Here is a 14,620-nt window from a genome sequence, read left to right on the forward strand (position 1 = left end):
GAAGTTGTTGAAAGCCACACCGAGATTCAAGCAAACTTGCTGCAAACATTGCGAATAAGTCAGCGATAGCCACTCATACTCTTTCTTTAGCTGAGGAATTATCTTTTTGTTACTGCGTATCCAGATAAACCCTTGCCAGTCTCTTTATATGTTTGGTTCATCAAATTCAAGCAATAATTCCACAACCAACGGCAAGAGCCAAAAGCCTGAGCTAGAGACTGCTGTTGTTGGACATCTGGATATAACCTGACTTTGACGACCTTTAACATTTTAGAGTAAACTACGTTTGCTATAAAAGAGTATACAGCGCTTCCGCCTGTTATAAGGTACACTAGGTTAAAATATAAATACTTTTAAATGAAGTCATACTCTATCGAGCTTCGAGAAAAAATAGTTGCAGCACATATTCAAAAAAATATCTCAATCAGGAAAGTAGCTAACATATTTTCTGTCTCAAAGAGTTTAGTGCAAAAGCTTGTAAAACAACAAAAACTTGAAGGAAATTTACAACCAAAGCCGCGAGGAAAACCACAATTTAGTCATCTGACAAATGCTGACATAGAGTTAAGAGAATTAGTTGAAGCACATCCAGATGCAACATTGATAGAGTTGTGTGAATTATTTGCAGACAAAACTGGTAATTGGGTAGGTCGAAGTGCAATGTGTCGTGCCTTACAAAAATTAGGATTAAATCGTAAAAAAAAACATTGCGGAGTAGTCAAGCAGCAACAGAAAGAGTTCAAAAACTAAGAGTAGAATATTGGGAACAGGTCAGAGATATAGATCCAGATAACTTAGTATTCCTAGATGAGACAGGAGTTTTATTAGGTCTGGCAAGAACTCATGCGCGTTCGCAACAAGGAACAAGAGCTTACGACCAAAAACCATTTTATAGAGGTGCAAAAGTCACAGTAATTGGAGCAATTAGTATTAAAAAAGTAGTGGCGTTAATGACGATGAATAACTCAATGGATAGCCAAGCATTTGATGTATTCATTGAGAAGTTTTTAGCGCCTAATTTATGGACAGGAGCAGTAGTCGTCATGGATAACTTACCTGCCCATAAACTAGCATCAATTGTACCAATGATTGAAGCTGTAGGTGCGAAAGTTATTTGTTTATCCTCATACTCTCCTGATTTTAATCCAATCGAGTTATGGTGGTCACAACTCAAATCTTTTTTACGCAGTTTTGCTCCAACTACAACAGAAATGGTTGATACAGTAATCTCAGTTGCACTCGACTTAATGAATCCTCAACATTTAAAAAACTGGTTTACTAATTGTTGCTATTGTACCTCATAACACCGGGAAGTGCTGTAACACATCGCGCAGCGTCTCGTAGAGAAGATTTGTTCGTTTCCTCCATGTTCTGCTCCCTGTTCTTCCTGCGGAAGAATTTGGTCACAGAACTGTCGTCAACTCACGCGCAATTCATCTCAACACTTACCGCGAAGCAGAAGTGTGAGGCTTCTTGCTGTTTCAAGCTAAACATTGCCCAATTTTTCTTTGGATTAAAGCCCATCAACGTTGAGCAAGTAAAATAAAAGCAACGATAAAACTACTTAAGCTCCATGTCTCAAGTTTCGATCGTCATTCCGACTTTAAATGAAGCAGCCAGCTTGGGGCGCACATTGCGCCAATTGACTTTACTTAATCCGCCTCCTTTTGAGGTGATAGTAGTAGATAGTGGCAGCGAAGATCAGACACTAGCTGTTGCAAAGCAAGGTTTTGGATCATTCAATCAGTCTCTATATGTACAAGTTGTCTCATGTGAGCGGCGTGGGCGTTCTATTCAAATGAATTATGGTGCATCGGCTGCAACTGGAGATATTCTTTGCTTTTTGCATGCAGACACTTGGGTGCCAGATGACCTAATTACCATCATTAACAAAACTCTGGGAGAGCCAACCATTGCTTGTGGAGGGTTCATTTCTCTGATGAGTGGATCTCAAACAACTCGCTGGGGTATCTCTCTACACAATTATCTAAAAACTTATTACGCACCACTACTATTTAAACCTCACCTGTTTTTTCGAGGATTGCGTTTGTTGTTTGGAGATCAGGTAATGTTTTGTCGTCGCACTGACTTTTGGGATTGCAGTGGATTTGATGAGGCATTGCCGATTATGGAGGACGGAGATTTATGTTTAAAATTGGTTAAAAAAGGACGTATTCATCAGGTGAATCGTATTGTTCACTCTTCAGATCGTCGCGTAGCAAAATGGGGTAGCTTTAAAGCAAATGCAATTTACCTTTACATTGGGTTTTTGTGGGGAATTGGTGTTGATGCAAATTATCTCAAACAATTTTATCAAGATATTCGCTGATTCAGGTTCCAGTCATAGTACAAATAGGAAATTGGCGTTGATGCATTTATTGGCAAGTCTATTTCTAGGTAGGAACGGATATATTCTGGAATGGAAGATTTAATTTTGAGAAAGTCTTGACGATACCATTTAAAAATTTTGCTACAGTAGAGCGTTTTTTTATCTGAGTCATAACGGACTTTTTCAGGATTGTTAATAAAGCGCCGGGTATCTTCATCTAACTGCTGGGTAACTTGTTCAGGAAAATAAGCTCCAGCACGCAGTAACGGGCAACCAACCGAAGCGCAGACAATTGCAAAATGAATTCGTGGCTCCTGTAAATTTTCCCGCAGAATCTGGTTTTCTATTTCGGCTAAACTGTAGCGTTTGTCAAATATATAGTAGGCACGGCGTTGGAAGAACCACAAAAAAGCCAGCCAGTTGGGAATACCTAAGATTAACGGACGAATTGACTCAAGCGGGTATCTCTCCAAAATTGTCGAAATGGTGAAAGCATTGTAAAGGTTAATCCACAATGCCAATTGCTCAAAATTGTTGGAATTAGACTTAAAATCCAGATTTTTTTGACTCGATAACCAATTGGCGATCGCTTGAGGTTGCTCCGTTTTCCAAGCAAAATAGTTTACACGACCGTCTCCATCAACATACTGACGCAACAATCTATCCCAGGGTTCAAAATCAATCATTATCGTTGTGTTGAGATGCTAACGGTTGTTTTATATCATCAAACTCATAACCCAATACGTTGGGGTTAAGATGTAATATGCGACAGCATCAACGATTAACAGTACTCATGTCAGGGTAGCGATCGCCAGCTGCCACATTTTTGGGTGCAACTGCTTCTAGTTGATTCAAATCTTTTTCAGTCAGGGTAATTTCGGTAGCTGCAATATTCTCCTCCAAGTAAGTACGGCGTTTTGTACCAGGAATTGGCACAATATCTTCTCCTTGAGCCAAAAGCCATGCTAGTGCAAGTTGACTAGCAGTTACTCCTTTTTCGCTAGCGATCGCTTTGACTTGTTCTACTAATTGTAGGTTTTTATAAAAATTCTCACCTTGAAAGCGAGGAGAATTTCGGCGATAGTCATCAGGTGCAAGATCGTCAGGGGTAGCGATCGCACCTGATAAAAATCCTCTTCCTAATGGGCTATAAGGAACAAACCCAATTCCTAATTCCCGTACAGTTGGTAAAATTTCATCCTCTGGTTCTCGACTCCAAAGCGAGTATTCTGTTTGCAGGGCACTAATGGGGTGAACTTTTACAGCCCGTCTAATCGTCGCCGGAGCAGCTTCAGAAAGTCCTAAATAACGCACTTTTCCTTGCTGCACTAACTCTGCCATCGCCCCGACAGTATCTTCAATGGGTACGGTTGGATCTACACGATGTTGATAATAAAGATCAATCACCTCAACTCCCAGACGTTTTAGTGAGGCATCACAAGCTGTCTGGACATATTCTGGTTTGCCGCTAACTCCTTTAAAACCACCATCTTCAGTGCGGACATTGCCAAATTTGGTTGCTAAAACTACTTGATCTCGGCGATCTTTAATTGCTCTGCCTACTAGTTGCTCATTAGTAAAGGGGCCATACATATCAGCAGTATCCAGAAAATTCACCCCAAGTTCTAATGCTCGATGAATTGTGGCGATCGCTTCAGTTTCATCACGCCCACTATAAAACTCAGACATTCCCATGCAACCAAGTCCGATATTTGAAACCTCTAACCCAAGTTTCCCTAGTTTTCTGGTTTTCATAAAATAATTTCCTAGTCAGTAATTGGTATGAAAATAATACGTCTCTCAGCATTATCCCTTTCCCTATTACTAAGTCATCTACTATTAGAAGTATTTATTAATACCAATTTTAATTCTGTTTGATAAATTTTATTATCAGTAATCACTCAAAATTCAAATCTTCTCTGCTCGCCAGTACCTAGCCCCCAGTCTGCACAACCCTATTAATGGCTAAAGTCACCCATTCAGGTGAGGACATACACTCAGAGGTTACGTATTATAAAGTAAGATTAAGCAACGATGAAGCTAATTATGCCTCTAGTTGTTATTTTACTAATAAAAATTAATCCAAAAATTTTAAAACTCCGTATTTGTCCACTAGGTATTTAATATTTATGTCCGCTCAAGTAAGTATAATTCCCCAGGATACCGCCCTCCTCAACCTTCGGTGTAAGCCAAGAGAGGAGCAAAAATGCTGCTTTGGTGGAGTGGAATACTTTTACTATGAGCAATTTGAGGGACATCGTTATATAACTCAGACTACACCCATAAAGCAAGATTCATAGGTTTTTAGATATGGCTACGTACATAGAAATTCCTATTATTGGCAAAAAAATTAAGTATCCATTACGCTGGCTGATGGGGGTAATGGCAAGTGGTGCTTTGGTTGTGGGTACAGTAACAACTTACACCTTGGTAAATCAAGGGGCAAATAAAGAAGATATTGCCCAATTAACTGTACCAGTGACAGCGCAAAACGTTACTTTGCGGATTACAGCTAGTGGTAAAGTCGTGCCAGTTCAGAGCGTAAATATTAGTCCGAAAAACCCTGGAGTGCTATCGCAATTATATGTGGAACAAGGCGATCGCATTCAACAAGGGCAAATTCTCGCCCGCATGGATAGTGCTAGCATTGAAGCCCAAAGGAGCCAGTACCGTGCTAACTTAGCCCAAAGTCAAGCACAACTTGCCGAAGCCGTTGCTGGTAGTCGTCCTCAAGAAATTGCTCAAGCGAGAGCGCGGTTAGCGCAAGCTCAAGCCCAGTTAGCCGCAGCCAAAGCTGGTAATCGTCCCCAAGAGATTGCTCAATCTCAATCTCAAGTGGATGCGGCTCAAGCAAGGGTGAATTACACCACCGAACAGGTAAAACGCTACCAATACCTATATCAACAGGGAGCAGAGAAAAAACAATTATTTGATCAAGCTCTCAGCGAAGACAAAAGTGCTAGAGCGAATTTAGAAGAAGCTAAAAAACGATTCTCGTTAGTCCAAAGTGGCACTCGGACTGAGGAAATCGACCAACGCCAAGCGGCTGTAAATGAAGCACGAGCAGCGTTAGTACTGTTAGAAGATGGCACCCGTTCTGAGCAAATTGTGCAGCGTCAAGCAGCAGTTGCGGCGGCCGAAGCCCAATTGAAGGGTGTGCAAGTGCAGTTAGATGAGACTATTATTCGCGCTCCTCTTTCGGGAATTGTGACGCAAAAGTATGCCGATCCTGGCGCGTTTGTTACACCGACAACTTCTGCTTCTACTAGTGCATCGGCAACTTCTAGTTCTATTGTTGCCGTAGCACGCGGTTTAGAAATATTAGCCCAAGTCCCCGAAGCCGATATTGGCAGAATTAAACCGGGACAGGAGGTGGAAATTGTCGCTGATGCCTATCCAGATCAAGTTTTTAAAGGTCGTGTACGCCTGATTGCTCCCGAAGCAGTGATAGAACAAGGTGTGACATCCTTCCAGGTGCGGGTTGCTCTCGATACTGGCATAGATAAACTACGTTCTGGCTTAAATGTGGATCTGACCTTTTTGGGCGATCGCGTTAACAATGCTTTAGTATTACCAACGGTGTCAATTGTCACCGAAAAAGGTAAAACTGGTGTACTCGTCCCAGATGCCAAGAATAAACCCCAGTTCCGTGAAATTACAATTGGGGCACAAATCCAAAACCAAACTCAGATTTTAGGGGGAGTTAAAGAAGGCGATCGCATATTTATTAACCCACCCAAAGACTACAAAATTGAAAAGTCTAAGGAATAAAATAATTCGTAATTCGTAATTATTAAGACATGAATTTTTTAGAAAGTGTTCAAATGGCGGGCAAAACCCTGCTATCAAATAAGTTGCGTAGCGCCCTCACTATGTTGGGTATAGTTATTGGCAACGCCTCAGTGATTGCTATGATTGGTATTGGTGAAGGGGGGCAAAAATACGTCAATAAACAACTGGAGTCATTAGGGCCAAATGTGCTATTTGTACTGCCAGGTAATCAAGAAACTCAGCGCATCTCCTTTGAAGTACCAAAAACTTTGGTGTTGCAAGATGCCGAAGCGATCGCTTCTCAAGTACCAAGTGTAATAGGGGTTGCACCAGAGTTAAATAGAAGACAGGTGGTTACATACCGCAACAGAAACACTGATGTCAACATTATTGGTACAACTCCTAGCTTCCTCTCGGTGCGGGATTTTGAAACTGCTAAAGGCAGGTTTTTTAGCGAGGTAGACATCAAGCGAAATAACCAAGTCGTTGTATTAGGTGGCGACTTGGCAGAAAAACTATTTGGTAACAGTAACCCTCTAGGGCAGCAATTACGAGTTGGAAATACCAGCTTTCAAGTGATTGGCACGTTAACCGCTAAAGGTTCCAGCGTGGGAGCAGATTATGATGATGCTGCTTTAATACCGATTACGACTTCAGCAAACCGACTTGTAGGAAAAAATTCTCCTTATGGCATCGCCTTAGATTATATGGTTGCTGCGGCTCGTGATTCAGATAGTGTGGATGCAGCAGAGTTTCAAATTACGAATTTGCTGCGTTTACGACACAAAATTAACGGTGAAGACGACTTTACCATTCGCACTCAGAAAGATGCCTTGCAAACTGTCGGTCAAATTACAGGTGCATTGACAATTATGTTAGCAGCGATCGCAGCCATATCGCTGTTTGTCGGCGGCATAGGCATCATGAATATTATGCTTGTCTCCGTCACCGAACGCACCCAAGAAATCGGATTAAGGAAAGCGATCGGGGCAACTGAGCAAGATATTTTGCTACAGTTCATCATTGAGGCAGTAATAGTTTCCGCAGCCGGTGGTTTAGTTGGGACTGCGGTTGGTATCAGTGGCATTCTGTTAGTGGGAGCATTGACTCCTTTAGAAGCAAGCCTTTCTCCTGTAGCAATTACGATGGCAGTTGGTGTCTCTGGCGGTATTGGGTTATTTTTTGGTGTTGTTCCTGCACGTCGCGCTGCTAAACTCGATCCCATTGTGGCGTTAAGAAGTGCTTAGTGTTGCTGAGTGGTATTTAAGCACTGGTAGGAATTTTAATTAAAAACTCTGTTCCTTCTCCAGATTTAGCTGACAGACTGCGGAATTTCGGGTTAAATGTTTTAAAGTATGCACTCTGCAAGAGTTGTTGGATATTATTCGTGACACAACAAGACCAAAAACCTTCTCGTTCTTTCGCTAGAATTGCTGGCATTGTTGCCGCAGCCACATTAATTAGTAAAGTCTTCGGTTTAGTGCGGCAGCAAGCGATCGCTGCCGCATTTGGTGTTGGTGCTGCTGCCACTGCCTATAGTTATGCCTATGTTATCCCTGGCTTTTTATTGATCTTACTCGGTGGCGTAAATGGGCCATTACACAGTGCGATCATTAGCGTTTTAGCCAAGCGGCGGCGAGAAGAAGCGGCTCCCTTAGTGGAAACCGTGACAACGCTGGTAGCTGGATTGCTATTAGTGGTGACATTTGCTCAGGTTTTCTTTGCGGATGCGATCGTTGATTTAGTCGGTCATGGTTTGGAAGAGACAACCAGAGCGATCGCCATTCAACAACTCCGCATTATGGCACCGATGGCTTTATTTGCCGGTTTAATTGGCATTGGCTTCGGTACTCTTAATGCAGCCAATCAATATTGGTTACTCTCCATTAGTCCTTTATTATCCAGCATTACCGTTGTCGCCGGTCTTGGGATCTTGGCTATGCAACTGGGGAAGGACATTATCAAGCCAGAATACGCTTTAATCGGTGGTATGGTATTAGCCTGGGGAACCTTGGCAGGAGCAATTCTTCAATGGCTAGTGCAGCTAATTGTTCAGTGGCGGTTAGGATTGGGCACATTACGTCTGCGGTTTGATTTTAAATCCCCAGCCGTTCAAGAAGTAATTAAAATCATGACTCCGGCAACAATTTCCTCTGGAATGATGCCAATTAATGTTGCCACTGACCTTTATTTTGCTAGTCCAATCGCTGGTGCTGCGGCAGGTTTTAACTATGCAAATTTATTAGTCCAAACTCCCTTGGGGATTATTTCTAATATTATTTTACTGCCCCTTTTACCGATATTTGCCAAACTTGCCGGCCCCGAAAATTGGCCAGATTTAAAATTACGCATTCGCCAAGGGCTTTTACTCACTGCCTCCACGATGCTACCGTTAGGGGCGCTGATGGTAGCACTATCTGTACCAATTGTGCAGGTGGTATATGAGCGCGGTGCTTTCAAACCACAAGCCACACAGCTAGTTTCATCATTGTTAGTAGCTTATGGAATTGGGATGTTTGTTTATTTGGGGCGTGATGTTTTGGTGCGGGTTTTCTATGCTTTAGGGGATGGACAGACACCTTTTCGCATCAGTATTTTTAACATCTTGCTCAACATCGTATTAGATTGGTTTTTCGTGAAACCTTTTGGCGCTCCCGGTTTGGTGTTGGCAACAGTGGGTGTAAATTGTAGCTCAATGTTAATGCTGTTATGGTTACTCGATCGCAAACTCAATGGTTTACCTTGGCGTGAGTGGAGTTTGCCGATTTTGGGTTTGACTGCTGGTAGTGTGGTAGCTGGGGTTGCCAGCTATGGAACTTTGGTTGCTTCTCAACAATTCTTAGGTAAAACGGGTTTACTGGTTCTGCTGTTACAATTGTGTATATCCGGCTTCGTGGGAATTGCGGTGTTTGCTGCGATCGCTTCATGGCTGAAAATACCAGAGGTGAATATTTTTGTCTCTCGTTTACGTCAGCGCTTTTTGAAGAAATAAATTGTACACCCAGGTGGGTGAGAAATAATTCAGCCACTTGGGTGAGCCAAGTGTGCGAGGTTACATTTTGTAAAAAAAGAGATTCTAGTACTAGAGAACATTGATTTTACTTAACTCTAGTGAGAACGAATCCTATGAAACTTACAAAATTAGCTGCCTCTGCACTTGCTGTTGCTTCCATTGTCTTCTCAGCCGGCATTGCATCTGCTCAAACAGCAGGTACTAACGGTAACTACATCGGTGCTGGTATTGCGGTTGGTGCAACCAGTGGCGGACAAGGAAACGATGAAGCACAACTTGGTGGTAATATCCAAGGACGTTACGCCGTTCCGACAACACCTCTTTCACTGCGGGGTTCTGTGCTTTATGGTGGTGATGCTGCTGCAATTATGCCTATAGTTACTTACGATGCACCCATCGCCAGAAATACTAATGTTTACTTCGGTGGTGGTTATTCCTTTGTAACTGACGAAGGTCAAAAAACTCCATTAGGCAATCAGAATGCACCTGTACTCACCCTTGGCATTGAATCAGAAGTTAGCAACAATGTCATTGCCTACGGCGATACCAAATGGGGCATCGATGCCTACAGAAATAGTGATGCTGACGCTGTAAGCTTCCAAGCAGGAGTAGGCTATCGCTTCTAGTGATTACAAGCTAGAAAACGGCTTAAGAGAACTCCACAGAATAATTGATCCTATGATAAGAGAAAGATAAATTCAGTGTGCAGTCTAGCTCATGTATCCAAAATCTATCATTCAACTCACCGCGCACCTAAAATCTCTGTACATCAAAACAGCGAAAAAACTCAAGGGAAGTGACCGAAGACAATTCATGGCAGAAGTAGTCAAAGGTTTGGGAATAGGTGGACAAACTGTGGCGGAAAGGGAGTTGGGATGGAATAGGCGCACTATCCGTAAAGGGATGCAGGAGTTAGAGAGTGGTCAGCCTTTTATTGATGGTTTCAGGCGTAGTGGACGCAAGCGGGCTGAAGCAAAATTATCAAACTTGTTGAGGGATATAAAATCGTTAGTAGACCCACAAAGTCAAACTGACCCCAGTTTTAAAAGTATACGTTTGTATACACGCATGACGGCAAGCGAAGTCCGTCGTCAACTAATTGAACAATTTGGTTACACAGAGGAAGAACTACCTTCATCAGAAACAATTCGACGAAAATTGAATGATTTAGGCTATACCTTAAAAAGAGTTCTGAAAACCAAGCCTATCAAGAAAATTCCCGAAACAGAAGCGATTTTTGAACAAGTTGAACAAATTAATAGTGAAGCTGACAATGACCCTCATACTCTGCGAATTTCCATTGATGCTAAGGTAGCAGTTAAGATTGGAGAATTTGACCGTGGGGGTAAAAATCGAATGCCAACCATCTCAGTAGACCACGACTTCCCGACGGAGATAACTCTGATTCCCTACGGCATTTTTATACCTGAATACAACGAGTTATTTTTATTCTTTGTTTCTTCCAAATTAACCGCTGATTGTATTGTTGATTTGCTTGAAAGCTGGTGGCAAACTGTCAAACACAGATTTGCTCATATTCAAAAACTGGTGATTAATCAGGATAATGGACCTGAAAATAATTCTCGCCGCACTCAATTTATGAAGCGGATTGTAGATTTTGGTACATCATCTCAACTGACGTTACAACTTGCTTATTATCCGCCTTATCATAGCAAATATAACCCGATAGAACGTTGTTTTGGCTGGTTAGAACAGCATTGGAATGGTAGTTTACTTGACACTGTTGAGACTGTACTGAATTTCGCCCAAACTCTCACATTTAAGGGTAAAAATCCGGTGGTCACATTGGTAGAAACAGTTTATTCTACAGGAGTTAAACTTACTACCTCCGCTATGGCAGAAATTGAAACACAGATTCACCGCCTCCCCAATCTCAGAAAATGGTTTGTAGAAATTTTTGCTAAACCCACATAGCTATTGGATCATTTTTTTTGTGGAGTTCTCTAATCGGAAGCTAAAGCAATGATGTTTGCCAGCTGTAATAGTAATTCATTCGTCATCTCTGAGTATTCATGCTCAGAGATGAACTCTTTTTTTAATCATTTTTATTTATGATTTTGAGAAAAAATTATATTGGTTAGTATTCAAAGTTTCTCTTAAAGTGAAATGAGCAATTGTGAATACACGTATTAAGAGATTACTTATGGAAAAGATTAATCACATTTCACAAATACTTGGTGAAACAACTGATGTAGAATCTTGGCTGATTCGAGCGGGACTAAAATTTTCTGATTTAGGTAATGATGCAACAAGTATTGCAATCCGCAAGCAATGGCGAGAGTACCAAGCCGCAGTTCAAAGGTGCTGTACAACCCTACACCAACCACCCTCATGTGTTCAACTCAGCGGCGACTATGCCAAGCTGAGAATACCTAGTGGTGCATCAACTTATTCGGAAGTTAAGGCGGTAAACTTTCCCTGGCGCGAGAGTGATTCCATTAGCTAATTAATAATCCTGTTGCACGCCCCCCACTACTGGCTTAACTTCCGAAAATGGATCAGTGCCACCGCCCCAGTTAAAATCACTAATTCGGAAGCTTATGCCGCCTAACTCCAACACCGGATTGTAACGCAAGGTGATGCCATAGGTGCGACGGCTATATTCCAAAATGTAGTCTGTGCTAGTTTCTGTGCCAGTATCTAAGTTGACAGATGTTTGAAAGCCTAAGCGAAAAGGGCCGTAGATTTGCTGTGATATTCCCGCAGTCAACACTTTGTTATCAACAAAGCGGTCAAACAAAAAGGGTGATAACCCGCTATTTAAGCCTTGAGAGAAACTAATATTAAAAGCGGTATAGTCGAAAAAAGGTCGAGAAAAATGACCAACTTGCCCTTGTAAGCCAATTGTACCAGTTAGGGTACTTTGGTTATCACCATTGGTGTAATAACTGCTAGTGCCTGTGAGGCTAGCGATCGCTTGCAAGTAAGGAACTACAGGGTTAGCCGTGTATCGTAATCCCTCTGTGGCAGTGGCTGGTAATGGTTTTCCCTGCCATAGCAACACCCCAGTACTGAGGATAGCGCTACTTTGTAAACGCCCTAGTGAGATGCGATCGTTTTCCCGCAATGGTTCTAATAAGTCTTGGCGATCGGTGTTGGCATTGATATATCGAGCGCTTGCCTGATAAGTGAGGTTGATGCCACTCCTGCCTAAAGGAATTACAGGAGAGGTAATAATGCCGCCAAGACTGCTTTGGACAGTTTGAAAGCCGAGAGTACCGTTATAAAAACGCTCGCGGTAGCCATACTCCAGATTCAATATGTGGGGAAGGGAATCGCCTAATATCTGGCGCAATCCTAACCTGGCCCGCAAATTATCTTCCACTTTGTCCAAGTTAAAACTAGTTAACTCCCCACTCCCCTCAAGTACTGCTCGTGGACTCAAAACAGAATTTATTTTTGTCTTGACAGCAAACAGTTCGGCTAAGTCACCCGTACCTTCTTGCACAGCTCTTTGTACTAGCAACTGGGGCGTAATCGTCCAGCGTGTCTGCTCTGTATCGATCACTGGAAAGCCACGCTCAATATACAAACCACCCCGATCTTCTCCATCATAGCCGGGGGAGACTATTGCAGGTGTAACATCCCGCTCTCGACGGTCAATAGTCTGCTCATTCACCGGAATTGGTAAGGAAATTCTTTGATCCAATACCAAACGCTGCTTCTGTGTCCTAATGCGGTCTACCAAGGGTGATTCTCGCGTCAGAGTTACTGTATCTGCACGCAACTCTAGTTCTGGGGGCGAAAAAGGATCATTGGTGATGCGAACATTCCTTGCTTGCCAGCCTTGTGGATAGAAGTCAACGTTTTCAGCTTCAAACCTGAGTCGATTGACTACACCCCCTGTTTTCGGTGGCGCGATGTTGCTTGCATCTGACTGACCACCAAGTGCAAAATCAATTCCTCCAGGGCTACTGACACCAGAAAGGGGCTGATTGGCTCTAATGCGATCGCTTGGTGGACGTCTTGGAACTCCACCAGCAGTTACATCAGTCTGTGAGAAAGCAAAATCTGTTTGTGTTGAAGGGACGTAAATTTCTCCTCTACCATTTTCCAGTTCCCCACTATCTTGAACAAAGTTATAGGTAAAGCGTTGTCCACGCAGTATCTGATCGCCCCGTGTTAAAGTGACGTTGCCTTCCCCCGCAGCAATCAAGTTGTCCAAATTGACTTGCAGGCGATCGGCATCCACCACCGCCCCATCAAATCGCACAATTACATTACCTACAGCTGTAATAATTCGCTGTTGCTCGTCATACTCTTGGCGATCGGAAGTTACTTCTACAATTCTTGGTCTAGCTGGCGCAGTTGTACCAGGTTGACTTTGTGGCTGATTAGTGGTGTTAGCCTCTGGTGTAGGCGTTGGTACTTGGCTTTGTTGTTGGACTTGGGACTTAAATTCTACAGTAATGGGCGTTGAGAGTTGGTTTGTGGGATTACGAGACTTGAATGTTATAAAATTTTGTACTGATTGAGAATTAGGTGTTAGATCAGCAGATACAGAGATATTTTTTTCTTGTGCAGACTGTTGTGCAACAACATCACGTTGCTGTTTTTGTTGGGTTAACTTCTCAGCTAAAATTTCCCCCCTAGACTCGACTAACTTATCGCGGTTTGTAACACTTGGGACAATTTGAAGAGGAAGCGGAGATTTGGCAACAAGGGGATTTGGGGAAACTCTATAGCTAAAGCTAGCATCCAAAAGGGTTTGTTTTTCTGCATTACTAGAGTTTGGATCTAGCGTAGACGCAAAGCGGCTTGTCGTTAGACCTCGCTGACCGAGTTTTTGAGCAGGTTCACTTTTTGCGTCTAGGTCGGAAACCTCTGCTGCAACTTTTATTGGCAATGCAGTAGCTTCCCTTTGAGCCTTGCGTTTACGCAACGCCGACATTAAGAGAATTTCCGAGCGCTGTACACCGACGCTCGAACTTGTCTTTGTGTCTTTTTTATCTTGGCGATTAGAGGTTGTAACCTCCTGCGTAGGATAACCAACGACTAGCGACTGCCCCAAAAGCGCAGCACTTCCAGAATTAGCGAGTGGGGAAGTTTCTGGTGAATGAGGTACAGAGGAAGTTTCGGCTACTACCAAGTCATCCTGAGTTGAGTTGAGAGGAGTTGGTAATTGCGGATCACTCTTGATGTTACCTGCAATTGGCAACTGAGCCAAAACCTTGGGCTGCTTGGATTTGTCTGTCTTTTCATGTATTCCAGTATCTACACCTGAAAGAAAATTAGTATGACTAGCAGATGAGGCGGGATTTACAGTTTGTAAAGATTCGACGATAGGAGGCGAATCGGGTGGCAGAACTGGATGAAGCATATTTGAGCAAAATCGGGCTAACAAACAGCCAAATGACGAAGGGAAGGATAAACATACATTCTGCCTTCCGACTGTTGCCTTCTGCTACCTGGAGGAAGAAACTTACTAACTTTCGCTTAGTAAGTTTCTATGGCGTTTAGTATTTTCCGCCTTCCAAAGTCGCGGA

General features: G+C 42.7%; 13 protein-coding genes. 9 read left to right on the top strand and 4 right to left on the bottom strand.

Going from position 1 to position 14,620, the window contains the following annotated elements; genetic code table 11:
* Nucleotides 1–98: 98 nt before the first annotated feature.
* The gene (locus ANSO36C_RS07245; protein WP_251958984.1) at nucleotides 99–269 is read right to left on the bottom strand and encodes a helix-turn-helix domain-containing protein; all 171 of its coding nucleotides are present in this window, start codon (nucleotides 267–269) and stop codon (nucleotides 99–101) included.
* Between the two features lie 88 nt (nucleotides 270–357).
* On the opposite strand from ANSO36C_RS07245, the gene ANSO36C_RS07250 reads away from it, so the two are divergent.
* The 3 genes from ANSO36C_RS07250 (at nucleotide 358) to ANSO36C_RS07260 (ending at nucleotide 2,329) form a co-directional block, all read left to right on the top strand.
* On the top strand, nucleotides 358–750 hold the full coding sequence (locus ANSO36C_RS07250; RefSeq protein WP_251955951.1) for a helix-turn-helix domain-containing protein: 393 nt from the start codon (nucleotides 358–360) through the stop codon (nucleotides 748–750).
* Complete coding sequence (locus tag ANSO36C_RS07255; protein ID WP_251955950.1) at nucleotides 708–1,304, top strand: IS630 family transposase; 597 nt, start codon at nucleotides 708–710, stop codon at nucleotides 1,302–1,304. Before ANSO36C_RS07250 ends, ANSO36C_RS07255 begins: the two co-directional genes overlap by 43 nt.
* 269 nt (nucleotides 1,305–1,573) lie before the next feature.
* A complete protein-coding gene (locus ANSO36C_RS07260; RefSeq protein WP_251958985.1) occupies nucleotides 1,574–2,329 on the top strand; it encodes a TIGR04283 family arsenosugar biosynthesis glycosyltransferase in 756 nt (251 codons plus the stop codon).
* On the opposite strand, the gene ANSO36C_RS07265 is transcribed toward ANSO36C_RS07260, so the two are convergent.
* Together ANSO36C_RS07265 and ANSO36C_RS07270 are read right to left on the bottom strand one after the other, a co-directional pair.
* A complete protein-coding gene (locus tag ANSO36C_RS07265; RefSeq protein WP_251958986.1) occupies nucleotides 2,314–3,015 on the bottom strand; it encodes a DUF547 domain-containing protein in 702 nt (233 codons plus the stop codon). The two genes, ANSO36C_RS07260 and ANSO36C_RS07265, sit on opposite strands and share 16 nt — an antisense overlap.
* Nucleotides 3,016–3,103: 88 nt before the next feature.
* Complete coding sequence (locus ANSO36C_RS07270; protein ID WP_251958987.1) at nucleotides 3,104–4,084, bottom strand: aldo/keto reductase; 981 nt, start codon at nucleotides 4,082–4,084, stop codon at nucleotides 3,104–3,106.
* A 555-nt stretch (nucleotides 4,085–4,639) separates the two neighbouring features.
* On the opposite strand from ANSO36C_RS07270, the gene ANSO36C_RS07275 reads away from it, so the two are divergent.
* From ANSO36C_RS07275 to ANSO36C_RS07300, 6 genes are all read left to right on the top strand, one after another.
* Complete coding sequence (locus tag ANSO36C_RS07275) at nucleotides 4,640–6,100, top strand: efflux RND transporter periplasmic adaptor subunit (RefSeq protein WP_251958988.1); 1,461 nt, start codon at nucleotides 4,640–4,642, stop codon at nucleotides 6,098–6,100.
* Between the two features lie 29 nt (nucleotides 6,101–6,129).
* A complete protein-coding gene (locus ANSO36C_RS07280) occupies nucleotides 6,130–7,347 on the top strand; it encodes an ABC transporter permease (protein WP_251958989.1) in 1,218 nt (405 codons plus the stop codon).
* 140 nt (nucleotides 7,348–7,487) lie between these two features.
* Nucleotides 7,488–9,092: a murein biosynthesis integral membrane protein MurJ gene (gene murJ / locus ANSO36C_RS07285; protein WP_251958990.1), complete on the top strand. Its 1,605-nt coding sequence runs from the start codon at nucleotides 7,488–7,490 to the stop codon at nucleotides 9,090–9,092.
* A gap of 134 nt (nucleotides 9,093–9,226) precedes the next feature.
* On the top strand, nucleotides 9,227–9,739 hold the full coding sequence (locus tag ANSO36C_RS07290) for a porin family protein (protein ID WP_251958991.1): 513 nt from the start codon (nucleotides 9,227–9,229) through the stop codon (nucleotides 9,737–9,739).
* 109 nt (nucleotides 9,740–9,848) lie between these two features.
* A complete protein-coding gene (locus ANSO36C_RS07295) occupies nucleotides 9,849–11,048 on the top strand; it encodes an ISAzo13 family transposase (protein WP_251960248.1) in 1,200 nt (399 codons plus the stop codon).
* 229 nt (nucleotides 11,049–11,277) lie between these two features.
* Complete coding sequence (locus ANSO36C_RS07300; protein WP_251958992.1) at nucleotides 11,278–11,580, top strand: hypothetical protein; 303 nt, start codon at nucleotides 11,278–11,280, stop codon at nucleotides 11,578–11,580.
* Here the strand turns inward: ANSO36C_RS07300 and ANSO36C_RS07305 are convergent, their stop codons facing one another.
* Nucleotides 11,581–14,454, bottom strand: coding sequence for a DUF3769 domain-containing protein (locus tag ANSO36C_RS07305; protein ID WP_251958993.1), 2,874 nt, complete (start codon nucleotides 14,452–14,454; stop codon nucleotides 11,581–11,583).
* Nucleotides 14,455–14,620: the final 166 nt, after the last annotated feature.

This window comes from Nostoc cf. commune SO-36 (genome assembly GCF_023734775.1).
GTDB lineage: Bacteria > Cyanobacteriota > Cyanobacteriia > Cyanobacteriales > Nostocaceae > Nostoc > Nostoc commune_A.